This is a genomic window from Geomonas oryzae (assembly GCF_004117875.1).
In the GTDB taxonomy this organism is placed as follows: Bacteria; Desulfobacterota; Desulfuromonadia; order Geobacterales; family Geobacteraceae; genus Geomonas; species Geomonas oryzae.
On sequence record NZ_RAHW01000010.1, the window covers coordinates 1 to 23,358 of the forward strand.

Here is a 23,358-nt window from a genome sequence, read left to right on the forward strand (position 1 = left end):
GCGAAGCGCAGACCTTCGTCCATTGCGATCGGGGTGATCAGGTTGACGGTAACCGAGACGTTGTCGCCCGGCATAACCATCTCGACGCCGGCTTCGAGGTCAACCACGCCGGTAACGTCGGTGGTCCTGAAGTAGAACTGCGGACGGTAGCCGTTGAAGAACGGGGTGTGACGGCCGCCCTCTTCCTTGGAGAGGATGTACGCCTCTGCCTTGAACTTGGTGTGCGGGGTGATGGAGCCCGGCTTGGCGAGAACCTGGCCACGCTCGATCTCCTCACGCTTGACACCGCGGAGCAGTGCGCCGATGTTGTCGCCTGCACGACCTTCGTCGAGCAGCTTGCGGAACATCTCAACACCGGTAACGGTGGTCTTGGCGGTTGCCTTGATGCCGACGATCTCGACTTCCTCGCCGACCTTCACGATGCCGCGCTCGACACGACCGGTTGCAACGGTACCACGACCGGAGATGGAGAACACGTCCTCGACCGGCATGAGGAACGGCTTGTCGATGGCGCGCTGCGGCTCCGGGATGTAGGCGTCGACTGCGTCCATCAGCTTCATGATGGCCTGCTCGCCGAGTTCGCCCGGGTCACCCTCGAGCCCTTTCAGAGCGGAACCCTTGATGATGGGGATATCGTCGCCCGGGAAGTCGTAGGAGGAGAGGAGTTCGCGAACTTCCAGCTCGACGAGCTCGAGGAGCTCCTCGTCGTCCACCATGTCGGCCTTGTTCAGGAACACGACGATGTAGGGGACGCCGACCTGACGTGCGAGCAGGATGTGCTCACGGGTCTGCGGCATCGGGCCGTCAGCTGCGGAAACAACCAGGATCGCGCCGTCCATCTGCGCAGCACCGGTGATCATGTTCTTTACGTAGTCGGCGTGGCCCGGGCAGTCGACGTGAGCGTAGTGACGCTTCTCGGTCTCGTACTCGACGTGGGCGGTAGCGATGGTGATACCACGCTCACGCTCTTCCGGAGCGTTGTCGATCTGGTCGAACGCCTTGAACTCGGCCTGGCCCTTGCCTGCGAGCACCTTGGTGATCGCTGCGGTCAGGGTGGTCTTGCCGTGGTCGACGTGGCCGATGGTGCCGATGTTTACGTGCGGCTTAGTTCTTTCAAATTTAGCTTTTGCCATTTCGGAATCCTCCTCAGTAGGGAAATTGAATTATCTTAGCCTTTGGCCTTCGCAACTATCTCCTCGGCAACCGACTTCGGTACCGGCTCGTAATGATCGAAGGTCATGGAGTAGGTCGCACGACCCTGGGTCGCGGAGCGCAGGTCGGTGGAGTAACCGAACATCTGTGCCAGCGGCACCATCGAGTTGACCACCTGAGCGCCTGCGCGCCCTTCCATGCCCATGATGCGGCCACGGCGGGAGTTCAGGTCGCCGATGACGTCGCCCATGTACTCTTCCGGAACCACGACCTCTACCGACATGATCGGCTCGAGGATGATCGGGGCGGCCTTGGCGCAGCCCTCTTTGAAGCCCATGGAGCCGGCGATCTTGAACGCCATCTCCGAGGAGTCGACCTCGTGGTAGGAACCGTCGACCAGGGTGACCTTGACGTCGACCACCGGGAAGCCGGCCATGACGCCGTTGTCCAGCGACTCCTTGATGCCTTTGTCGACCGCCGGGATGTACTCGCGGGGAACGACGCCGCCCTTGATGGCGTCGACGAACTCGTAACCCTTGCCCGCCTCCTGCGGCTCGATCTCGAGCCAGACGTGACCGAACTGACCGCGACCGCCGGACTGGCGTACGAACTTCCCTTCCGCCTTGACCTTCTTGGTGATGGTCTCGCGGTAGGCGACCTGCGGCTTGCCGACGTTCGCCTCAACCTTGAACTCGCGGAAGAGACGGTCCACGATGATCTCGAGGTGCAGCTCGCCCATGCCGGAGATGATGGTCTGGCCGGTTTCCTCGTCGGTCTTGACGCGGAAGGACGGGTCCTCGGAAGCGAGCTTGCCAAGCGACAGGCCCAGCTTCTCCTGGTCGGCCTTGGTCTTCGGCTCGATGGCGATGGAGATGACCGGCTCGGGGAACTCGATCGACTCGAGGATGACGGCCGCGTTCTCGTCGCAGAGGGTGTCGCCGGTGGTGGTGTATTTAAGGCCTACCGCTGCGGCGATGTCGCCCGCGTAGACTTCTTTGATCTCTTCACGCTTGTTGGCGTGCATCTTCAGGATACGGCCGATCCTTTCGCGCTTGCCCTTGGTGGCGTTGTACACGTAGGAACCGGACTGGATCACGCCGGAGTAGACGCGGAAGAAGCAGAGCTGCCCAACGAACGGGTCGGTCATGATCTTGAAGCCCAAGGCCGCGAACGGCTCGGCGTCGGACGCATGACGCTCGATGGGAGCCTCAGTGTTGGCATCGACACCCTGGATCGCCGGGATGTCGGTCGGAGCCGGCATGTAGTCGAGGACCGCGTCGAGCAGGTGCTGCACGCCCTTGTTCTTGAAGGCGGAACCGCAGATGACCGGGCAGATCTTGATGTCGAGGGTGGCCTGACGGATCGCGGCCTTCAGCTCGGGGATGGAGATCTCCTCGCCGCCCAGGTATTTCTCCATGAGGGCATCGTCGTGGGAAGCAACTTCCTCGATGAGCGCCTCGCGGTATTCCTGGGCCTGGTCCATCAGGTCGGCCGGGATATCGACGACATCGTACACCGCACCCATGGTCTCGTCGTTGAAGACGATCCCTTTCATCTCGATCAGGTCGACGAGGCCTTTGTAGTTCTCCTCGCTGCCGATCGGGATCTGCAGGGCGACCGGGTTCGCCTTGAGGCGATCCTTGATCATGGCGATGCCGCGGAAGAAGTCAGCACCGATGCGGTCCATCTTGTTGATGAACGCGATACGCGGTACGCGGTACTTGTCCGCCTGACGCCATACGGTCTCGGACTGCGGCTCAACGCCACCGACCGAGCAGAATACGGCGACTGCGCCGTCGAGAACACGCAGGGAGCGCTCTACCTCGATGGTGAAGTCGACGTGACCCGGGGTGTCGATGATGTTGATACGATGGTCCTTCCAGTTGCAGGTGGTTGCTGCGGAGGTGATGGTGATGCCACGCTCCTGCTCCTGCTCCATCCAGTCCATAGTAGCGGCGCCGTCATGGACCTCGCCGATCTTGTGGGAAACACCGGTGTAGTAGAGAATACGCTCCGTGGTGGTGGTCTTCCCTGCATCTATGTGAGCCATGATCCCGATATTACGGGTCATTTCCAACGAAACCTGACGTGCCACTTACTATTCCTCCGAGTTGCTTTCTAAGCCTTAATGGGTGCCGCCGAAGACTACCAGCGGTAATGGGCGAAGGCGCGGTTCGCCTCTGCCATCTTGTGGGTATCCTCGCGCTTCTTCACCGCGGAGCCGCGGTTGTTGTAAGCGTCGAGAATCTCGCCGGCAAGCTTGTCGGTAACGGTCTTCTCGCTGCGGGCGTTGGAGTACTTCACCAGCCAGCGCATGGCCAGAGACATGCGGCGCTCCGGACGAACCTCGACCGGAACCTGGTAGGTGGAACCACCGACCCTGCGGGACTTGACTTCCAGCATCGGCTTGATGTTGTCGAGGCACTTCTTGAGGACCTTGACCGGCTCGTCGCCGGCCTTGCCGGCAGCGATTTCAAGGGCACCGTAGAGGGCTTTCTCGGCGGTGGACTTCTTGCCGTCCAGCATGATTATATTGATCAGCTTGGCAACCACCCTGTCACCGTATTTCGGGTCCGGGAGGATCACCCGCTTTGCTACTTCTCTTCTTCTTGGCATGTCTTAACCTCTCACTTAAAATCGGTTACTTGGGTCTCTTTGAACCGTACGGTTACTTGGGCCTTTTCGCACCGTACTTGGAACGGCTCTTCATGCGACCCTTGACGCCGACAGAGTCGAGCGTACCGCGGACGATGTGGTAACGAACACCCGGAAGGTCCTTCACCCTGCCGCCCCTGATGAGGACAACGGAGTGTTCCTGGAGGTTGTGACCAACACCCGGAATGTAGGAGGTCACCTCGACGCCGTTGGTAAGCCTTACCCTTGCGACTTTACGAAGCGCGGAGTTCGGTTTCTTCGGGGTTGTGGTGTAAACCCTGGTGCAAACGCCCCTCTTCTGCGGGCAGCTCCTGAGTGCCGGAGCAGTGGATTTTTCACCCTTTGACTCCCGACCATGACGAATAAGCTGATTAATAGTTGGCATACATTCCTCTCACGCGATTCTTATCCACGCGCAGACGCACCCCGCGCGCGGAAGCGACGAAAATAGCAACAACGAACGTGCTTGTCAAGTTTTATTTGAAAAAAGTGAGACGCCGGCCAGTGAAGCAGGGAACCCGCTCTCACTGGCCGGATACTGGACTAGGCTTCTTCTTCGTAGATCTCTTCATCTTCCGGTTCAACTGGCTCCGGAATGATTACTGGCTCCTCAGCAACCATGCGCAGGTTGCGGTAAAGAGCCAATCCCGTACCCGCCGGGATCAAGCGGCCCATGATCACGTTCTCTTTCAGACCACGCAGACTGTCGACTTTACCTTCAATGGATGCCTGTGTCAAGACTTTTGTTGTCTCCTGGAAGGAAGCAGCAGAAATAAATGACTCAGTCGAGAGCGATGCCTTGGTTATGCCAAGGAGCAGAGACTCTGCCGTGGCAGGACGCCCGCCCTTATCCATTGCCTTTTCGTTCTCTTCCCCGAAGACCCAACGCTCGATCTGATCGTCGATCAAGAGGTTCGTGTCGCCCACGTCCTTCACCCTGACGCGACGCAGCATCTGACGTACGATGGTCTCGATGTGCTTGTCGTTGATCTTGACGCCCTGGAGACGGTAGACCTCCTGCACCTCGTCGACCAGGTACTTGGCCAGTTCCTTCTGGCCGAGGACGCGGAGGATGTCGTGCGGGTTGGAGGAGCCGTCCATGAGCGCCTCGCCGGCGCGGACATGATCCCCTTCGTGGACGCTGATGTGCTTCCCTTTGGGGATGAGGTATTCCTTCGGCTCGCCGACCTCGGGGGTGACGATGACCTTGCGCTTGCCTTTGGCGTCCTTGCCGAAGGCGACCACGCCGTCGATCTCGGTGATGACCGCGAAGTCTTTGGGCTTCCTCGCCTCGAAGAGCTCGGCGACACGCGGCAGACCACCGGTGATGTCCTTGGTCTTGGTGGTTTCGCGCGGGATCTTGGCGATCACGTCACCCGCGTTCACCACGGTGTCCTCGAGGACGTTGATGTTGGAGCCGACCGGCAGGTAGTAGCGTGCCATGCTCTCGCCGACCTTGGCGGTCTTGCCGGACTCGTCCTTGATGGTGATGCGCGGACGCTTGTCGGAGTCGCGGGTCTCGATGATGACCTTCCTGGAGAGGCCGGTGACTTCGTCGACCTGCTCCTCCATGGTGACGCCCTCGATGACATCCCCGAACTTGATGCGGCCGGAGATCTCGGTGAGGATCGGCATGGTGTACGGGTCCCACTCGGCCAGCGACTGCCCCTGGGTGACCTTCTCTTCCGGGCTCACCTTGATCTTCGCACCGTAGACGATGCCGTACTTCTCGCGCTCACGCCCGGTCTCGTCCACGATGGCCAGCTCACCGTTACGGTTCATAACGATGTGGTGCCCTTCGGAGTTGGTTACGTAATGCAGGTTGATGAACTTGGCGTAGCCCTCGTTCCTCGCATCCATGGAGGTCTGCTCGGCGCGACGGGATGCGGTACCACCGATGTGGAAGGTACGCATGGTCAGCTGGGTGCCCGGCTCGCCGATGGACTGGGCGGCGATGACGCCGACCGCTTCGCCGCGGTTCACCAGGTGGCCGCGTGCCAGGTCGCGGCCGTAGCACTTGGCGCAGATGCCGCGACGGCTCTCGCAGGTGAGCACGGAACGGATCTTGACCTTCTCGAGACCTGCCGCCTCGATCTTCGAGACCAGGGTCTCGTCGATCTCCTGGTTCGCCGCCACCAGCACGTCGCCGGTGACCGGGTCGAGGATGTCGTCCAGGGCCACGCGGCCGAGGATACGGTCGCCGATGTGCTCGATGACCTCGCCACCCTCGGTGAGGGAGGAGACGGTCAGGCCGTCGATGGTGCCGCAATCCTCCTCGGTGATGATGGCGTCCTGGGCGACGTCGACCAGACGACGGGTGAGGTAACCGGAGTTCGCCGTCTTGAGCGCGGTATCGGCCAGACCTTTACGTGCACCGTGGGTCGAGATGAAGTACTGGAGCACGGTGAGGCCTTCGCGGAAGTTCGCGGTGATCGGGGTCTCGATGATCTCGCCCGACGGCTTCGCCATGAGTCCCCTCATCCCCGCCAGCTGGCGGATCTGCTGGGCGCTACCCCTCGCGCCGGAGTCGGCCATCATGTGGATCGCGTTGAAGGACGGCACCTTCACCTCGTTCCCCTGCGGGTCGGTGATGGTGTCGCGGGAGAGGTTGTCCAGCATCTCTTTCGCGATGTCCTCGGTCGATTTCGCCCAGATGTCGATGACCTTGTTGTAACGCTCGCCGTCGGTGATGAGACCCTCGGTGTACTGGTTCTGGATCTCCTGCACCTCTTCGGTGGCGCGGTTGATGATGGCGGACTTCCCTTCCGGGATGACCATGTCGTTGATCGAGATCGAGATACCCGCCTTCGCCGCGTAGCGGAAGCCGATGGACTTCAGCTTGTCGGCGAGGATGACGGTTTCCTTGTTGCCGGCCAGACGGTAGCAGGTGTCGACGAGGTTGGAGAGTTCCTTCTTCGTCATGACCTTGTTGATCGCCGAGAACGGCACCAGGTCCGGAAGGATCTCGCGCAAGAGCACGCGCCCGACCGTTGTCTCTATGATGGACGGCTTCTCGTCGGTGACGAGGTTTTTCATCCTGACCTTGATGCGGGCCTGGAGGTGCACCTCGGCCGCATCCCAGGCGATGGAGACCTCGTCCGGGGAGGCGAATGTTTTGCCGTCGCCGAGCGCGAAGTGCTTCTCGCGGGTCATGTAGTAGATACCGAGAACCATGTCCTGGCTCGGCACGATGATCGGCTTGCCGTGCGCCGGGGACAGGATGTTGTTGGTCGACATCATGAGGACGCGCGCCTCCACCTGGCTCTCAACCGAGAGGGGGAGGTGAACCGCCATCTGGTCGCCGTCGAAGTCCGCGTTGAAGGCGGTGCAGACGAGCGGATGGAGCTGGATCGCCTTGCCCTCGATGAGGACCGGTTCGAAGGCCTGGATGCCGAGACGGTGCAGGGTCGGTGCGCGGTTCAAGAGGACCGGATGCTCCTTGATGACCTCTTCGAGAACGTCCCAGACCTCCGGTTTCTCCTTCTCCACCATCTTCTTGGCGCTCTTGATGGTGGTGACGAAACCGCGCTCCTCGAGCTTGTTGTAGATGAACGGCTTGAAGAGCTCGAGAGCCATCTTCTTCGGCAGACCGCACTGGTGCAGGCGAAGCTCGGGACCGACGACGATAACGGAACGGCCGGAGTAGTCGACACGCTTACCGAGCAGGTTCTGACGGAAGCGGCCCGACTTGCCCTTCAGCATGTCGGAGAGCGACTTGAGGGGGCGCTTGTTGGGGCCTGCGATGGCGCGGCCGCGGCGGCCGTTGTCGAACAGCGCGTCGACCGCCTCCTGCAGCATGCGCTTCTCGTTCCTGATGATGACCTCGGGGGCCTGCAGCTCCATCAGGCGCTTCAAGCGGTTGTTGCGGTTGATGACGCGGCGGTACAGGTCGTTCAGGTCGCTTGTTGCGAAGCGGCCGCCGTCCAGGGGGACGAGCGGACGAAGCTCCGGCGGCAGGACCGGGATGCACTCGAGGATCATCCACTCCGGCTTGTTGCCCGAGTTTTTGAAGGCCTCGATGACCTTAAGACGCTTGGCGGTCTTCTTGCGCTTCGCCTCGCTGGTCGCCTCCTGCATTTCGATCCTGAGCTGCTCGGAGAGCTGGTCGAGGTCCATGGAGGTGAGGCAGGTGCGGATCGCCGCGGCGCCCATGCCGGCCTCGAAGCCGTAGTTGTACTCCTCGAGCGCCTTCTGGTACTGGTCCTCGGAGAGCACGGTGCCGAACGGCATGCCGGTCTCTTTCGGGTCGGTCACCACGTAGGCCTCGAAGTAGAGCACCTTCTCGAGGTCCTTCAGGGTGATGTCCATCAGGTTGCCGATCCTGGACGGCAGGGACTTCAGGAACCAGATGTGCGCCACCGGGGTGGCGAGGTCGATGTGCCCCAGGCGCTCGCGGCGCACCTTGGACGGGATGACCTCGACGCCGCACTTCTCGCAGACGATGCCGCGGTGCTTCATGCGCTTGTACTTGCCGCAGTTGCACTCGTAGTCCTTGGTCGGTCCGAAGATCTTGGCGCAGAAGAGGCCGTCGCGCTCCGGCTTGAAGGTGCGGTAGTTGATGGTCTCCGGCTTCTTCACTTCCCCGAAGGAACGCTCGCGGATCTTGTCCGGCGACGAGATCGAGATCTTGATCGACGAGAAGTGGAGCGGATCTTTCGGCTTATCGAAAAAATTGAAAATATCTTCCAAAGTATTTTCCTCCTTAGCGGTAGGAGTTACGTTATCTGTTCCAAGCAGCTTGTCGGACTGTCTGACGTCTGACCGGTCGGACTAATCGGACCGGTCAGACAAACAGTGTCCTAGTCCTCGTCGCTTTCCAAGAGTTCCACGTCGAGCCCCAAGGACTGGAGTTCCTTGATGAGGACGTTGAACGACTCCGGCAGACCCGGCTCAAGGGTGTGCTTCCCTTTGACGATCGCCTCGTACATCCTGGTGCGGCCCGCCACGTCGTCGGACTTGACGGTGAGGAACTCCTGCAGCGCGTATGCGGCGCCGTAGGCCTCCATCGCCCAGACCTCCATCTCCCCGAGTCGCTGACCACCGAACTGCGCCTTGCCCCCCAGCGGTTGCTGGGTGACCAGGGAGTAGGGACCGATGCTCCTCGCGTGGATCTTGTCGTCGACCAGGTGGTGCAGCTTCAGGAAGTACATGATCCCGACGGTGACCTGGTGCATGAACTTGTCGCCGCTCTTGCCGTCGTAGAGGGTGACCTGACCGGTGGTGCTGAAGCCTGCGTGGGTCAGCATCGACTGGATCGACTCCTCGCTCGCCCCCTCGAAGACCGGCGACGACATCGGGATGCCGCGCTTCAGGCGCCTTGCCACGTTGAGGAGTTCCTCACCCTCGAGGGTGTCTAAGAAGCGGTCCATTTCCGGGTTGCCGTAGACACCCTTCAGGAACTTCTTGATCTCGTCGTGCGGGGTGTTCTTCTCGAGGAATTCCTCGATCTTCCACCCAAGGCCCTTGGCGCCCCAGCCTAAGTGCATCTCGAGGATCTGCCCCACGTTCATACGGGACGGAACGCCCAGCGGGTTCAGCACGATCTCGACCGGACGGCCGTCTTCCATGTACGGCATGTCTTCTTCCGGAAGGATCCTGGAGACGACACCCTTGTTACCGTGACGGCCTGCCATCTTGTCGCCCACCTGGAGCTTACGCTTGATGGCGATGTAGACCTTGACCATCTTGATGACGCCCGGCGGCAGGTCGTCGCCGCGACGCAGCTTCTGCACCTTGTCGTCGAAGACGTACTTGATGATGTCGATCTGCTGGTTCAGCGTGGAAAGGGTCTGCGCCACTTTCTCGTCGATGGTGTCGTCGTCGGCGATGGAGATCTCGTCCCAGCGGTCCATGGTGAAGGAGTTCAGCATCTCCTCGGTGATGGCCGACCCTTTCGGGATGAGCACCTTGCCGTCGATCCCTTCGATCTTGACCGCCGCGGTCTTGCCGATGAGAAGCTTCTTCAGCTTCCCGCGGGCGGAGTCGCGGATGATGCGGATCTCGTCCTGCTCGTCCTTGCGCAGGCGCTGCTCCTCGGCCTTTTCGATGATCTCGGTACGGGCGTCCTTGTCGGCACCCTTCCTGGAGAAGATCTTGGCGCCGATGACGGTTCCTTCGACCCCCGGCGGAACCCTGAGCGAGGTGTCGCGCACGTCGCCCGCCTTCTCGCCGAAGATCGCCCTTAAGAGCTTCTCTTCCGGGGAGAGCTGGGTCTCGCCTTTCGGGGTGATCTTGCCGACCAGGATGTCGCCCGGACGAACCTCGGCGCCGATCCTGATGATGCCCGACTCGTCGAGATCCTTGAGGGTCTCTTCGCCTAGGTTCGGGATGTCGGAGGTGATCTCTTCCTTGCCGAGCTTCGTGTCGCGGGCCACGGCCTCGAACTCCTCGATGTGGATCGAGGTGTAGCGGTCGTCCTTGACGAGACGCTCGGAGATGAGGATGGAGTCCTCGTAGTTGTAACCGCCCCACGGCATGAACGCGATGAGCACGTTCTGGCCGAGAGCCAGCTCGCCCATGTCGGTGGAAGGACCGTCGGCGATGATGTCGCCCGCCTTCACGTGGTCGCCCACCTTCACCACCGGCCTCTGGTTGATGCAGGTGTTCTGGTTGGAACGGGCGAACTTGATCAGGTTGTAGATGTCGACACCGGTGCCGGTTGCATCGTACTGGTCCTCGTCGATCTTCACGACGATGCGGGAAGCGTCGACGCTCTCTACGACGCCGTTGTGGCGGGCGACCGAGGAAACCCCGGAGTCCCTGGCCACGACGCGCTCCATGCCGGTACCGACGAGCGGTGAGTCGGCACGCAGAAGCGGCACGGCCTGGCGCTGCATGTTCGAACCCATGAGTGCGCGGTTCGCGTCGTCGTTCTCGAGGAACGGGATGAGCGAAGCAGCGACGGAAACGAGCTGCATCGGCGCCACGTCCATGAGCTCGAGCTCGTCGCGACCGACCAGCACGAATTCGCCGGACTTCCTGGCGGAGATGTAGTCGGCGACGAAGCGGCCGGTCTCGTCGACGTCGGCGTTGGCCTGGGCGATGGCGTGACCTTCCTCCTCCAGTGCTGAGAAGAAGCGGACCTCGTCGGTCACCTTACCCTCTTTGACCACGCGGTACGGCGTCTCGACGAAGCCGTGCTCGTTGATGCGCGCGTAGGTGGAGAGCGACGCGATGAGACCGATGTTCGGACCCTCAGGAGTCTCGATCGGGCAGACGCGGCCGTAGTGGGTCGGGTGTACGTCGCGGACCTCGAAGCCCGCGCGCTCGCGGGTAAGACCGCCCGGTCCGAGAGCCGAGAGACGACGCTTGTGCGTGACCTCGGAGAGCGGGTTCGTCTGGTCCATGAACTGGGAGAGCTGCGAGGAACCGAAGAACTCCTTCACTACCGCGGAAACCGGCTTGGAGTTGATCAGGTCGTGCGGCATCAGGTTCTCGACTTCCTGGAGGCTCATGCGCTCCTTGATGGCGCGCTCCATCCTCACCAGGCCGATACGGTACTGGTTTTCGAGGAGCTCACCCACGGCGCGCACGCGGCGGTTGCCCAGGTGGTCGATGTCGTCGATGTTGCCCTTGCCGTTTTTGAGCTCGATCAGGTAACGCACCACCTCGAGGATGTCCTCGCGGGTGAGCGTCATGCAGTCAAGCGGCACGTCCACGCCGAGCTTGTAGTTGAGCTTCAGGCGGCCGACGGCGGAGAGGTCGTAGCGTTCCGCGTTGAAGAACAGGTTCTCGAAGAGAACCAGCGCGCTCTTCAAAGTCGGCGGATCGCCCGGACGCAGACGGCGGTAGATCTCGATGAGCGCCTCGTCGGTGGAGCCGATCTTGTCGATCAGGATGGTGTCGCGGAAGCTGGAGGTGACGTGCAGGTTGTCGATGAAGAGCACCTGGAAGGAGGTGATCCCCTTCTGGACCATCTCCTCGAGCTTCGCCTGGGTGATCTCCTCGTTGCACTCGACCAGGATCTCGCCGGTGGCGGGATCGTAGATGTCGTGCGAAGCGACCTTGCCGACCACTTCCTCCTCGGCGATCGGGATCTCCTTGATGCCGTGCTCGGCCATCTTCCGGAGCGCTGCCTTGGTGAACTTGCGGTTCGCCTTGAGGATCACCTCGGCGGTAGCCGGGTCCACGATGTCCGCGGTCGCCTTCTGGTTGGAGAGGAGCTCCGCGTCCACGAGTTTCGTCATGGCGCCGTTCTCACCGACCTTCACTTCCTCGGACTTGTAGAAGTAATTGATGAGCGCGTCGTTGGAGTAGCCAAGGGCCTTGAGAAGCACGGTGGCCGGCATCTTGCGACGCCTGTCTATGCGAACATAAAGGATGTCTTTATGGTCAAATTCAAAGTCAAGCCACGAACCGCGGTACGGAATCACGCGGGCCGAGTAGAGCACCTTGCCGCTGGAGTGGGTCTTCCCCTTGTCGTGGTCGTAGAACACACCGGGGGAGCGATGCAGCTGGCTGACGATAACACGCTCGGTGCCGTTTATGATAAAGGTCCCGTTGTCGGTCATCAGCGGGATTTCGCCGAAATAAACCTCCTGCTCCTTGATGTCGCGGATCGACCTGGTGCCCGGATCCTTCGCCACGTCCCAGACAACCAGCCTTACTTTCACCTTCATGGGGGCGGCAAAGGTCATGCCCCTCTGGTGGCACTCCTCCACGTCGTACTTCGGCGCGCCGAGCGAATACGAAACGTACTCAAGCGATGCGGTGTCGCTGAAGTCCCTGATCGGGAAAACGCTGCGGAAAACGGCCTCGAGGCCGGAGTTCTTGCGTGCGTCTACGGGAGTGTCGAGCTGGAGGAATCTCTTGTAGGAGTTTTTCTGGATGTCGATGAGGTTCGGTATGTCGATGATCTTGTTGATCTTGGCGAAGTTCTTGCGCAACAGGGGGTTATTCGCGATTGAATAAGCCATATCTTCTCCTTGTGGTGAACGCCTTGGAAGACCTCCACCCCCTTGAATTTCCTGCTGTTTTGGTCGGGCGGGGCTGCGGGGTGAAGCGGCCTCAAACTAAAATAGAACAGCCAAGGCCGCAAAAAGCGACCTTGGCTTTGGTAAAGATCGGTGCGGAAATGACTACTTGACTTCCACTTCTGCGCCGGCTTCGACCAGCTGCTTCTGTGCGTCGGCAGCTTCTTCCTTGGAGATACCGGTTTTGACCGGCTGCGGAGCGCCGTCGACCAGGTCCTTGGCTTCTTTGAGGCCGAGGGACGTAAGGCCACGAACGACCTTGATGACAGCGATCTTGTTAGCGCCAGCGTTTTTGAGGATGACGTCGAACTCGGTCTTCTCTTCAGCAGCTTCAGCGGCAGCAGCCGGAGCGCCGGCAGCAGCAACGGCAACCGGAGCGGCTGCGGAAACGCCGAACTTCTCCTCGAGCTCTTTCACGAGGCCGGCAAGTTCGAGGACGGACATGTTCTCAATGAAGCTGATTACTTCTTCTTTGGTGATAGCCATTTCTTTCTCCTCCAGAGAATATTGTTAGATGTTTAAAGCGAAAATTGTCGGTGACTGCGACTAGGCAGCCTTCTGGATCCTGATCTGTTCCAGCGCGCGTACGAACCCGCCCGGGACAGCCGCGAGAACGCGTACGAAGTTGCTTGCCGGTGCCTGCATGCTGCCCAGCATCTTGGCGATAAGCACTTCGCGGCTCGGCAGATCGGCGAGAGCCTGGATCTCGGCCACGTTGATGGTCTTGCCGGTAAGCACGCCAGCCTTCAGAGTGAACGGGTTGGTGGCTTCCTTGTTGAAACGCGACAGCACCTTGGCCGCTGCGACGGGATCGTCATAGCAAAGGGCAATGGCGGTCGGGCCAGCGTAGTACTGGCTCAGACCTTCCTTGTCGGTCCCTTTGGAAGCGATCTCGAGCAGGGTGTTCTTGACGACCTTGTACTCGGCGTTTGCCTTCCTGAGCTCGTTTCTGAGCTCGGTCGCCTGGCCGACGTTCATCCCGCGGAAATCCGCGAGGAACACTGCCTGGGCCTTCAGGAGCTTGTCGTGCATCTCGGTAACAAGTTCTTGTTTGGTTTCCTTATTCAAGCGCCTTCCTCCTTTCTTTTGGTATACGGGTACGGAACCCCGCCAAAGTCAGGAAGTTGCGGAACATGCTTTTTCACGCAACATCTTGCAAGTCTCGGTTGGCCGCCCAAGGCGATTAAGCACCGACGATGCAACTGGCGCACCCACTGTCTTTGACTTTGGCTTTACTGCGGATACTGCCTTTATTTCAAGATCGCGCTGATGTCAGCGAGATCGATGTTCACGCCCGGGCCCATGGTGGAAGATACGCTGATCTTCTTCATGTAGGTGCCCTTGGCGGCAGCCGGCTTGGCCTTCTGAAGCGCTTCGACCAGGGCTGCAACGTTCTGCTTCAGGGTCTCGGCGGTGAAGGAGACCTTGCCCACCGGGGCATGGATGATACCGGCCTTCTCGACGCGGAACTCGACCTTACCGGACTTGGACTCCTTCACGGCGCGGGCCACGTCGAAGGTGACGGTGCCGACTTTCGGGTTCGGCATCAGGCCGCGGGGACCGAGGAGCTTACCGATCTTGCCGACCACACCCATCATGTCCGGGGTCGCGATGGCGGTGTCGAATTCGAACCACCCTTCCTGGATCTTGGTGACCAGGTCGTCGGCGCCGACGAAATCGGCACCGGCCTCGCGGGCCTCTTTCTCTTTCTCGCCCTTGGCGAAGACGAGGACGCGCACGTCCTTGCCGAGGCCGTTGGGGAGCACGACGGCGCCGCGCACCATCTGGTCGGCGTGACGGGGATCGACACCCAGCTTGACCACCAGGTCGACGGTCTCGTCGAACTTGGCGTAAGCTGCGCCTTTAACGAGCTCAAGACCCTCGGACAGGGGATAGGTTTTGGTCCTGTCGACCTTGGCGCGAGCCTCTTTGGCTTTTTTAGTCATAGACATTTCTGATAACCCTCTCTTTATCTTAAGCTATTTCAACGCCCATGCTGCGCGCGGTACCTTCAATGGTCCTCATGGCAGCCTCAAGGCTCGCGGCATTGAGGTCGGGCATCTTCTTAGTTGCGATCTCGCGCACCTGCTCCTTGGTCAGCTTGCCGACCTTGGTCTTGTTGGGGACCGCGGAGCCGCTCTGGAGGCCGAGAGCTTTCTTGATGAGAACCGGAGCCGGCGGAGTCTTGGTGATGAAGGTGAAGGACCTGTCGGCGTAGACAGTGATGACGACCGGAGTGATGGTCCCTTCGTCCGCCTGGGTCTTCGCGTTGAAAGCCTTGCAGAACTCCATGATGTTGACGCCGTGCTGACCGAGTGCCGGACCGATCGGAGGAGACGGGTTAGCCTTCCCTGCGGGTACCTGCAGCTTTATGTAACCGGTAATTTTTTTCGCCATTTTCCTACTCCTTTATCTTTCCTTCGAACTGCCTGATTCTTCTATCACTAACAGCGGGGTGACCCTACTGCTTTTCTACCTGCATGAATTCGAGCTCGACCGGGGTGGCGCGCCCGAAGATGCTTACCATGACCTTCAGTTTCCCCTTGTCCGGCTTCACGTCCTCGACCACGCCGGAGAAGTTGAGGAACGGACCGTCGATGACCCTGACCGTCTCGCCAACTTCGAAGAGGACCTTCGGACGGGGCTTCTCGGCACCCTCTTCCATCCTCTTGGTGATCTTGTTGACTTCGTCGTCCGGAATCGGGAAGGGGTTGTTGCCGCCGACGAACCCGGTCACCTTCGCGGTCTCTTTGACCACGTGCCAGGTATCGTCGTTCAATTCCATGTTGACCAGGATGTATCCGGGGAAGAACTTCCTGGACGAAGTCTTCTTCTCCCCCTTCTTAAGTTCGACGACGGTTTCGCACGGGATCAGGATCTCGCCGAAGAACTCCTCCATGCCGAGGTTCTTGATGCGCTCAGCAAGCGTGAGCCGCACCTTGTTCTCAAAGCCGGAGTAGGTATGTACGCCGTACCATTTGTGTGCCATTTTCAGTCCTCTAGCGGAGTATCGACCTGATGAGCTTAGTAAGGACCACGTCGCAGGCGCCAAGGTAAAGTGAGATGACCACTATGATGACAACAACTACCTGAGCGGTAGAGAAGGTCTCCTTGCGGGTAGGCCAAGTTACCTTGGCGAGCTCCGCCTGAACATCCTCAAAAAAAGTCTTGGCTTTCGCGATCACTTGTCACTCCTCACTTCGTGAAGATAAAAAAATGGCAGGCCAGGAGGGATTCGAACCCCCAACACCCGGTTTTGGAGACCGGTGCTCTAGCCGTTAGAGCTACTGGCCTGCGGCGGAGGTTCCCGGACAGTTCCGGGAACCCCAAGTCAAACTATTTGGTTTCCTTGTGCAGCGTGTGCTTCTGGCAGAAGCGGCAGTACTTGTTGAACTCCAGCTTCTGCGGCGTATTTTTCTTGTTCTTCGTAGTCGTATAGTTACGCTGTTTGCACTCGGTGCAGCCAAGGGTAATGATGTCTCTAGGCATTGTCTTTCATCCTTTTAAAACTATTTTCTCATCCCGAACTTCCGGGACTCAGAGTCCGTCGCTGTTACTCGATGATGGAGGCAACCACGCCTGCGCCGACGGTACGGCCGCCTTCGCGGATTGCGAAGCGCAGACCTTCGTCCATTGCGATCGGGGTGATCAGGTTGACGGTAACCGAGACGTTGTCGCCCGGCATAACCATCTCGACGCCGGCTTCGAGGTCAACCACGCCGGTAACGTCGGTGGTCCTGAAGTAGAACTGCGGACGGTAGCCGTTGAAGAACGGGGTGTGACGGCCGCCCTCTTCCTTGGAGAGGATGTACGCCTCTGCCTTGAACTTGGTGTGCGGGGTGATGGAGCCCGGCTTGGCGAGAACCTGGCCACGCTCGATCTCCTCACGCTTGACACCGCGGAGCAGTGCGCCGATGTTGTCGCCTGCACGACCTTCGTCGAGCAGCTTGCGGAACATCTCAACACCGGTAACGGTGGTCTTGGCGGTTGCCTTGATGCCGACGATCTCGACTTCCTCGCCGACCTTCACGATGCCGCGCTCGACACGACCGGTTGCAACGGTACCACGACCGGAGATGGAGAACACGTCCTCGACCGGCATGAGGAACGGCTTGTCGATGGCGCGCTGCGGCTCCGGGATGTAGGCGTCGACTGCGTCCATCAGCTTCATGATGGCCTGCTCGCCGAGTTCGCCCGGGTCACCCTCGAGCCCTTTCAGAGCGGAACCCTTGATGATGGGGATATCGTCGCCCGGGAAGTCGTAGGAGGAGAGGAGTTCGCGAACTTCCAGCTCGACGAGCTCGAGGAGCTCCTCGTCGTCCACCATGTCGGCCTTGTTCAGGAACACGACGATGTAGGGGACGCCGACCTGACGTGCGAGCAGGATGTGCTCACGGGTCTGCGGCATCGGGCCGTCAGCTGCGGAAACAACCAGGATCGCGCCGTCCATCTGCGCAGCACCGGTGATCATGTTCTTTACGTAGTCGGCGTGGCCCGGGCAGTCGACGTGAGCGTAGTGACGCTTCTCGGTCTCGTACTCGACGTGGGCGGTAGCGATGGTGATACCACGCTCACGCTCTTCCGGTGCGTTGTCGATCTGGTCGAACGCCTTGAACTCGGCCTGGCCCTTGCCGGCGAGCACCTTGGTGATGGCTGCGGTCAGGGTGGTCTTGCCGTGGTCGACGTGACCGATGGTCCCTATGTTTACATGCGGTTTAGTTCTTTCGAATTTAGCTTTAGCCATGAGGAATCCTCCCTGATGTATCTACTACAGCCTTTATGTTTGGATGCTTTTTTGCTTTTTTCTAGAAGGGATGGAGCCCACAACCGGATTCGAACCGGTGACCTCTTCCTTACCAAGGAAGTGCTCTACCTACTGAGCTATGTGGGCGTATTCTGTTTTGGAGCGGGAAACGGGACTCGAACCCGCGACCCTCAGCTTGGAAGGCTGATGCTCTAGCCAACTGAGCTATTCCCGCCAATTCCCTGCTCTGAAGTTTTTTGACTCGAATCACTCTCCACTCAACCAGTACCAGCGATCCGCCAGGATCTCCTGATTTGAGCAGAAGCTCATCTCATCTGAAGTTTATATGGTGGAGGGAGGAGGATTCGAACCTCCGAAGTCGATGACGACAGATTTACAGTCTGTTCCCTTTGGCCGCTCGGGAATCCCTCCAGACAGAAGTGATGCTATTCTTTTTTCAATCTGGAGCTGACGATGGGACTCGAACCCGCAACCTGCTGATTACAAGTCAGCTGCTCTACCAATTGAGCTACGCCAGCCTGATTCGCCATCATCTGCTACCTTTTTTGCTTCAGCGCCTTGTGTTGCGAAGCGAATCCCTGTTCTAAAGCAAAAGGGTCTCACTGTCAACATCTTTTTTCTCGGCGTTCAAAATATTTTTCGCCCCCTGTTGTATACAATCTCCTCGCCAGGCCGCCCCCACTGCGAAGCCGCGAGGTAAACACCGAAGTATCGCGGGGTTCGCCTGCCAGTCCGTTGCAGTAACGGAGGTCTTGCAGGAACTGACTCCGGTAAGAGCCAACATCATTCATTTTCCGCGACAACGAGCGTCTTCGTGGCGACCGCCTTCTTCGTCCCAGCTACCGCACTCTTCGTCCTGTGGACCGCGTGAAGAGTGGACATCGTCTCTCATCGGTCACAGGAGCACAGACGACTCGCTACCCGCACCCTAAAAATGTCAGCAACGGGTACAGTTTCTCCAATTCCTTGCAGAGACAGCACCAGATACCGGCAACTGTCGGGGGGCCTAAACAACCGCCCTGTATCTGTACTCATCTCCAGTGCACAGGTATAGTTGCCTCATCACGCAGGAAGGAGGCGACCATGGACTGCTCGCTTGAAAAAGGGGAGGTTTTGCGGCTTGGCGGGGGGAGCGGTTTGCGGCTGCACTGCACCCAAGGAGCCCTCTGGATAACCATCGGTGACGGGCGGGACTACGTGATCCGTGCGGGTTCCGGCTTCGAGCTCGAAAAAGGGTGCATAGCCCTGGCTGAAGCGCTCGCGTCGGCAAAATTCTGCGTCGACAACATCGAGCATGCAGCGGACAACACTCCCCGGAGATATAAAATACGGCTGAGAAACGGTCAGGAAGGATGCACCGGGGCGTGGGCCTGTGGGCCTACCACGGTATGCCAGCCGCGGACGGTCCACTTGGTAACCAGTCCGTTCAGGACATAAGGATCGGCCTTGGCGAAAGCGGCAGGAACATCGGGCGAATCCGCCGCGAAAAGTAGAACGGCACCGTCGGCCGGGTCGGTGAGGGCACCGCCAAGGAGCAACTCGCCACGCGCCGCCGCTTCCCATGCAAGCGCCAGGTGCTCATCGCGGAACTCGCCGCGGCGCTCCAGGTAATCGGGCGCCACCTCGTACAGCAAAAGATAATGCATGCCTACCTCCTGTTGTTGCCGCCGAACAATTCGGCAGCGGCGTCCTCACGGCCGCATTCCCTAAGCGCCGCCAGGCAGTTTTTCCGTTCTTCCGGCACGTGGTACAGAAGCAGCGCCTTCTGCAGCCCCTTCTCCCTGTCCGTTCGTGCCACGTACACTTTCTGACCGGTGAAAGGATCGACCCCCGTGTGGTAAATGCAGGTGGAGAGCGTTCCGGGCGTGGGGGTGAAGTCCTGGACCTGCTCCACACGCATCCCCCACCTTTTCAGCATGAGCGCCAGATCGACCATGTCGGACAAAGTACATCCGGGGTGTCCGGAGATGAAGTACGGGACGATGTACTGTCTTTTCCCGGCCTTGGCGCTCTCCTTCTGAAAGGAATCCCTGAAGCGCTCAAAGCAGTCGCGCCCCGGCTTGCGCATCACCGAGGTAACCCGGTCGGTGAGGTGCTCCGGCGCGACCTTCAAAAGGCCGCTCACGTGCTGCGAGACCAGTTCGCGCAGGTAGCGCGGCTGTCGCTCCATGAGGTCGTAGCGGACCCCGGACGAAACGGCGACGTGCTTGACGCCCGAGACGCGGCGCGCTTTGGCGAGGAGCCTCGCACTGGCGGCGTCGTCGGTGACCAGGTTTTTGCAGATCTTCGGGAAAAGGCAGCTATCCCGGCGACACTTGTCCCCCGCCTCCTTATCGCCGCAGGAGAGCCCGAACATGTTCGCGGTCGGCCCGCCGAGGTCGCTCACGCTGCCGCGGAACCAGGGAAAGGAGGCCAGTTGCTCCAGCTCTAGCAGGACGCTTTGTTCGCTTCTCGACTGTATGGTCTTTCCCTGGTGATGCGTGATGGCGCAGAAAGCGCACCCGCCGAAGCAGCCACGGTGCGTCGTGATGGAATTGCGGATCTGTTCGTAAGCGGGAATAGGTTCCTTGTAGCTCGGGTGTGGCGCCTTCACGAAAGGAAGCGCGTAGATCGCGTCAAGCTCGGTCTTTGAAAGGGGCCAGGCCGGCGGGTTGCATACCAGGTAACGTGTGGCGTGCTGCTGGATCACGATTTTGGCGCAGCCCGGGTTCTGCTCGCGCGAAAGAAGACGGAATGATTCGCCGTAAGCCGATTTGTCCGCCGCCACCTTCTCGTAGGCAGGCAACTCGACCACCTCGCCGGCAGCCTCAGGGATGGCGGACGCGGCGCAGGCTGTGCCGCGGATGTCGCGGATCGAGGCGAAGGGCTCCCCCTTGCGCAGCCGCTCGACAAGCTCGAGAAGCGGGCTTTCCCCCATGCCGTAGATAAGGAGGTCGGCCTTCGCGTCAAAGAGCGCTGAGCGGCGCACCTTGTCTTCCCAATAATCGTAGTGGGCGAAGCGCCTGAGGCTCGCCTCGATCCCGCCTATCACCACCGGTACGTCGCGGTAGGCCTCCTTCAGCCTCGAGGTGTAGATGATGGTGGCGCGGTTGGGGCGGGCGCCGTGCCGGTTGCCGGGGGTGTAGGCGTCGTCGCGGCGCAGTTTTCTTGCCGGGGTGTAGTGCGCGACCATGGAGTCCATGGCGCCGGCAGCCACGGCGAAGAAAAGGCGCGGACGCCCAAGCGCCATGAAGGGGTCCTTGCTGCGCCAGTCCGGTTGCGGGATGATGCCGACCCGCAACCCCTTCGACTCGAGCAGGCGTGCGAGGAGCGGAACCCCGAAGGAGGGGTGGTCCACGTAGGCGTCGCCGGAGACGAAAATGACGTCGAGTTCGTTCCAGCCGCGTGCCCGGGCTTCGGCTAAGGTGATGGGGAGAAACTGCGCGGTAGACGTTTTGGGAGGATTATGTACTGCCTGCTTCTTTGCGGGTCGTGCCTGTTTCATAAAAACCTTAAAACCATTGGCCACGGAGAAAATCTGAGGACATCTGAGAAAGTCAAAACCAAAAGATTTCCGGTTTTGCTTCTCTCAGATTTTCTCCGAAGTTCTCCGTGGCTAACGGTTTTGCCTTTACGGGAAGATCCCGAGGAAATCGAGACCGAGAGTCTCGGGGAGGCCGCACATCAGGTTCATATTCTGAACCGCCTGACCGGAAGCCCCCTTCACCAGGTTGTCGATCGCCGAAACGACGATGATCCGACCGGTCCTTTCATCCACTACGACACCGATGTCGCAGAAATTCGAACCTCTCACGTGCGCCGTGGACGGAAGAACCCCCTCCGGGAGCACCCTCACGAACGGCTCGCCCTCATAGAAGGTCTCGTACAGCGTGATGAGTTCGGCCGCGCTCACCTTGCCGGTCGGCACACTGTAGATGGTGGAGAGGATGCCGCGGTCCATCGGGACCAGGTGCGGCGTGAAGGAGATGGTCAGCGGGCTCCCCGCGAGCAGGGAAAGTTCCTGCTCGATCTCCGGGATGTGACGGTGCACCCCGCCGACGCCGTAGGCCTTGAAGCCCTCGTTCACCTCGCAGTAGAGGTTGTCGACCTTGGCGCCGCGCCCCGCACCGGAGGTGCCGGATTTGGCGTCGACGATGATGCTCTTCGGGTCGATCACCTTCCCCTTCAGAAGCGGCGCGAGCCCGAGGATGACGCTGGTCGGGTAGCAGCCGGGGTTCGCGATGAGGAATGCCTCCTTGATCTTGTCACGACGCAGTTCGGGGATGCCGTACACGGCCTGCGGGAGGAGCTCTGGGGTGAGGTGCTTTTCGTACCACTTCCCATAGACGTCGGCGTCGTGCAGACGGTAATCGGCGGAGAGGTCGACGACGTCCTTCCCCATCTTGAGGAAGGTAGGCACCACCGCCATGGCCGCCTTGTGCGGCAGCGCGGTGAAGACCACGTCAACCTGCTCGGCGATCCCTACCGGCTCCAGGGGCTCGAGAATGAGATCGCACCTGCCGCGCAGGGTCGGGAACACATCGCTCACCGGGCGCCCGGCGCTTTGTTCGGAAGTAACGCAGGTAACGGCCACCTCGGGGTGGGCGTGCAGAATACGGATCAGTTCGACGCCGGTGTAACCGCTGGCACCGACTATGGCAACCTTGATCATAAAGGCCTCCCTTCTCATAACGGAAAAAATGGAAGCTTGATGTTAACACAGCTCCCAGACAGATTGACACTCAAAACCTTTAAACCGTTTGCCACGGAGAACTTCGGAGAAAATCTGAGAGAAACAAAACTTTTTTGCTTTGGTTTTCTCAGATGTCCTCAGATTTTCTCCGAGCCTTCGCGCTGATGCGCTACGGCCCGCAAGCGTGGCCAACGGTTTTGCTCTTAAGGTTTTTGAAACAGCAAAAGGAGGAACCCTGACGGATTCCTCCTTTGCAATGAAACAGCAATTGTTCCCAGCGAAGAATTAACGCTTGGAGAACTGGAAGCTTGCGCGAGCAGCCTTCTTGCCGTACTTCTTTCTTTCCTTGATGCGCGAGTCGCGGGTGATGAACCCGGCCTTCTTCAGGGTACCGCGCAGGTCGGCATCGGCCTCGATGAGTGCCTTGGTGATGCCGTGCTTGATGGCACCGGCCTGGCCGGAGTCACCACCGCCCTTAACGGTGCAGAAGATGTCGAACTTGCCGACGTTCTCGGTCAGCTCAAGGGGCTGCATGACGACCATCTTGGAGGTCTCGCGGCCGAAGTAGCTGTCAAGAGTCTTGGTATTTACAATGATCTCGCCGTTGCCGGGCTTGAGCCAAACCCTGGCGATGGACGACTTCCTTTTCCCAGTTGCGTAAAAACTCACTGCCATTTTCTATCTCCTGATGAACGAATTAAATGTTCAGATTCTTCGGATTCTGAGCAGCATGCGGATGAGCGCCGCCGCTGTAGATCTTCAGCTTCTTGAGCATGTGGCGGGCGAGCTTGTTCTTGGGAAGCATGCCCTTCACGGCTTTCTTGATCAGCTCTTCCGGCTTCTTGTCGATGAGCTTACCGGCGGAGATCTCTTTCAGGCCGCCCGGGAACGCAGAGTGGCTGTAGTAGGTCTTGTCGGAAAGCTTTTTGCCGGTGAGGGCGATCTTCTCTGCGTTCACGACGATGACGAAGTCGCCGGTGTCCACACTCGGGGTAAAGGTCGGCTTGTTCTTGCCGCGCAGCACGTTGGCGATTTCAGTCGCGACACGGCCGAGCACCTTATTATCCACATCAACCAGGTACCAATCCCTGGTCACTTCTTCTTTTTTGGCAACTTGCGTCTTCATCGAAACCTCACAGCTA

20 protein-coding genes and 5 tRNA genes are annotated in these 23,358 nt (G+C 59.8%); 1 reads left to right on the top strand and 24 read right to left on the bottom strand.

Annotated features, from left to right (window positions below; translation table 11 throughout):
- The 19 genes from tuf (D6Z24_RS19755) to D6Z24_RS19845 all read right to left on the bottom strand — a co-directional run.
- The coding region (tuf, locus tag D6Z24_RS19755; RefSeq protein ID WP_129128340.1) for an elongation factor Tu at window positions 1–1,133 on the bottom strand (1,133 nt) is incomplete at its 3' end.
- A 35-nt stretch (window positions 1,134–1,168) separates the two neighbouring features.
- Window positions 1,169–3,247 (bottom strand): elongation factor G, encoded by a 2,079-nt coding sequence (gene fusA / locus D6Z24_RS19760; protein ID WP_129128341.1) that lies wholly within the window; start codon window positions 3,245–3,247, stop codon window positions 1,169–1,171.
- 50 nt (window positions 3,248–3,297) lie between these two features.
- A complete protein-coding gene (gene rpsG / locus D6Z24_RS19765; protein ID WP_129128342.1) occupies window positions 3,298–3,768 on the bottom strand; it encodes a 30S ribosomal protein S7 in 471 nt (156 codons plus the stop codon).
- 52 nt (window positions 3,769–3,820) lie between these two features.
- The gene (gene rpsL, locus D6Z24_RS19770; RefSeq protein WP_015719175.1) at window positions 3,821–4,192 is read right to left on the bottom strand and encodes a 30S ribosomal protein S12; all 372 of its coding nucleotides are present in this window, start codon (window positions 4,190–4,192) and stop codon (window positions 3,821–3,823) included.
- Between the two features lie 158 nt (window positions 4,193–4,350).
- A complete protein-coding gene (rpoC, locus tag D6Z24_RS19775) occupies window positions 4,351–8,496 on the bottom strand; it encodes a DNA-directed RNA polymerase subunit beta' (RefSeq protein ID WP_129128343.1) in 4,146 nt (1,381 codons plus the stop codon).
- 110 nt (window positions 8,497–8,606) lie between these two features.
- The gene (gene rpoB / locus D6Z24_RS19780) at window positions 8,607–12,722 is read right to left on the bottom strand and encodes a DNA-directed RNA polymerase subunit beta (RefSeq protein ID WP_129128344.1); all 4,116 of its coding nucleotides are present in this window, start codon (window positions 12,720–12,722) and stop codon (window positions 8,607–8,609) included.
- A 162-nt stretch (window positions 12,723–12,884) separates the two neighbouring features.
- A complete protein-coding gene (gene rplL, locus D6Z24_RS19785) occupies window positions 12,885–13,265 on the bottom strand; it encodes a 50S ribosomal protein L7/L12 (protein ID WP_129128345.1) in 381 nt (126 codons plus the stop codon).
- Between the two features lie 60 nt (window positions 13,266–13,325).
- Window positions 13,326–13,847, bottom strand: coding sequence for a 50S ribosomal protein L10 (gene rplJ, locus D6Z24_RS19790; protein WP_129128346.1), 522 nt, complete (start codon window positions 13,845–13,847; stop codon window positions 13,326–13,328).
- Between the two features lie 182 nt (window positions 13,848–14,029).
- Complete coding sequence (gene rplA / locus D6Z24_RS19795; RefSeq protein WP_129128347.1) at window positions 14,030–14,731, bottom strand: 50S ribosomal protein L1; 702 nt, start codon at window positions 14,729–14,731, stop codon at window positions 14,030–14,032.
- Window positions 14,732–14,753: 22 nt separating this feature from the next.
- Complete coding sequence (gene rplK / locus D6Z24_RS19800) at window positions 14,754–15,176, bottom strand: 50S ribosomal protein L11 (RefSeq protein ID WP_129128348.1); 423 nt, start codon at window positions 15,174–15,176, stop codon at window positions 14,754–14,756.
- Window positions 15,177–15,240: 64 nt separating this feature from the next.
- Complete coding sequence (gene nusG, locus D6Z24_RS19805) at window positions 15,241–15,768, bottom strand: transcription termination/antitermination protein NusG (RefSeq protein ID WP_129128349.1); 528 nt, start codon at window positions 15,766–15,768, stop codon at window positions 15,241–15,243.
- Between the two features lie 10 nt (window positions 15,769–15,778).
- Window positions 15,779–15,964, bottom strand: a complete 186-nt coding sequence (secE, locus tag D6Z24_RS19810) for a preprotein translocase subunit SecE (protein WP_129128350.1) — start codon at window positions 15,962–15,964, stop codon at window positions 15,779–15,781.
- A 32-nt stretch (window positions 15,965–15,996) separates the two neighbouring features.
- Window positions 15,997–16,073, bottom strand: a tRNA-Trp gene (locus tag D6Z24_RS19815).
- Between the two features lie 42 nt (window positions 16,074–16,115).
- Window positions 16,116–16,268 carry a 50S ribosomal protein L33 gene (gene rpmG, locus D6Z24_RS19820; protein ID WP_012529352.1) on the bottom strand — a complete coding sequence of 51 codons (153 nt, stop codon included), beginning with the start codon at window positions 16,266–16,268 and terminating at the stop codon, window positions 16,116–16,118.
- A gap of 64 nt (window positions 16,269–16,332) precedes the next feature.
- Window positions 16,333–17,523, bottom strand: coding sequence for an elongation factor Tu (gene tuf / locus D6Z24_RS19825; protein WP_129128351.1), 1,191 nt, complete (start codon window positions 17,521–17,523; stop codon window positions 16,333–16,335).
- A gap of 71 nt (window positions 17,524–17,594) precedes the next feature.
- Window positions 17,595–17,670, bottom strand: a tRNA-Thr gene (locus D6Z24_RS19830).
- An 11-nt stretch (window positions 17,671–17,681) separates the two neighbouring features.
- Window positions 17,682–17,758: transfer RNA gene (locus D6Z24_RS19835), tRNA-Gly, on the bottom strand.
- A 112-nt stretch (window positions 17,759–17,870) separates the two neighbouring features.
- Window positions 17,871–17,955, bottom strand: a tRNA-Tyr gene (locus D6Z24_RS19840).
- A 31-nt stretch (window positions 17,956–17,986) separates the two neighbouring features.
- Window positions 17,987–18,062 (bottom strand) — tRNA-Thr (locus tag D6Z24_RS19845).
- Window positions 18,063–18,627: 565 nt separating this feature from the next.
- Between D6Z24_RS19845 and D6Z24_RS22115 the strand changes: the two genes are divergently transcribed.
- On the top strand, window positions 18,628–18,981 hold the full coding sequence (locus D6Z24_RS22115; protein WP_129128352.1) for a DUF2917 domain-containing protein: 354 nt from the start codon (window positions 18,628–18,630) through the stop codon (window positions 18,979–18,981).
- Here D6Z24_RS22115 and D6Z24_RS19855 read toward each other — a convergent pair.
- The 5 genes from D6Z24_RS19855 to rplM all read right to left on the bottom strand — a co-directional run bounded on the left by D6Z24_RS19855 (window position 18,888) and on the right by rplM (window position 23,342).
- Complete coding sequence (locus D6Z24_RS19855) at window positions 18,888–19,190, bottom strand: YciI-like protein (RefSeq protein WP_129128353.1); 303 nt, start codon at window positions 19,188–19,190, stop codon at window positions 18,888–18,890. The two genes, D6Z24_RS22115 and D6Z24_RS19855, sit on opposite strands and share 94 nt — an antisense overlap.
- Window positions 19,191–19,192: 2 nt before the next feature.
- Window positions 19,193–21,028: a YgiQ family radical SAM protein gene (locus D6Z24_RS19860; protein WP_129128354.1), complete on the bottom strand. Its 1,836-nt coding sequence runs from the start codon at window positions 21,026–21,028 to the stop codon at window positions 19,193–19,195.
- A 126-nt stretch (window positions 21,029–21,154) separates the two neighbouring features.
- The gene (argC, locus tag D6Z24_RS19865) at window positions 21,155–22,195 is read right to left on the bottom strand and encodes an N-acetyl-gamma-glutamyl-phosphate reductase (protein WP_129128355.1); all 1,041 of its coding nucleotides are present in this window, start codon (window positions 22,193–22,195) and stop codon (window positions 21,155–21,157) included.
- 306 nt (window positions 22,196–22,501) lie between these two features.
- Complete coding sequence (gene rpsI / locus D6Z24_RS19870) at window positions 22,502–22,891, bottom strand: 30S ribosomal protein S9 (protein WP_129128356.1); 390 nt, start codon at window positions 22,889–22,891, stop codon at window positions 22,502–22,504.
- A 22-nt stretch (window positions 22,892–22,913) separates the two neighbouring features.
- On the bottom strand, window positions 22,914–23,342 hold the full coding sequence (gene rplM, locus D6Z24_RS19875) for a 50S ribosomal protein L13 (RefSeq protein ID WP_129128357.1): 429 nt from the start codon (window positions 23,340–23,342) through the stop codon (window positions 22,914–22,916).
- Between the last annotated feature and the right edge of the window lie 16 nt (window positions 23,343–23,358).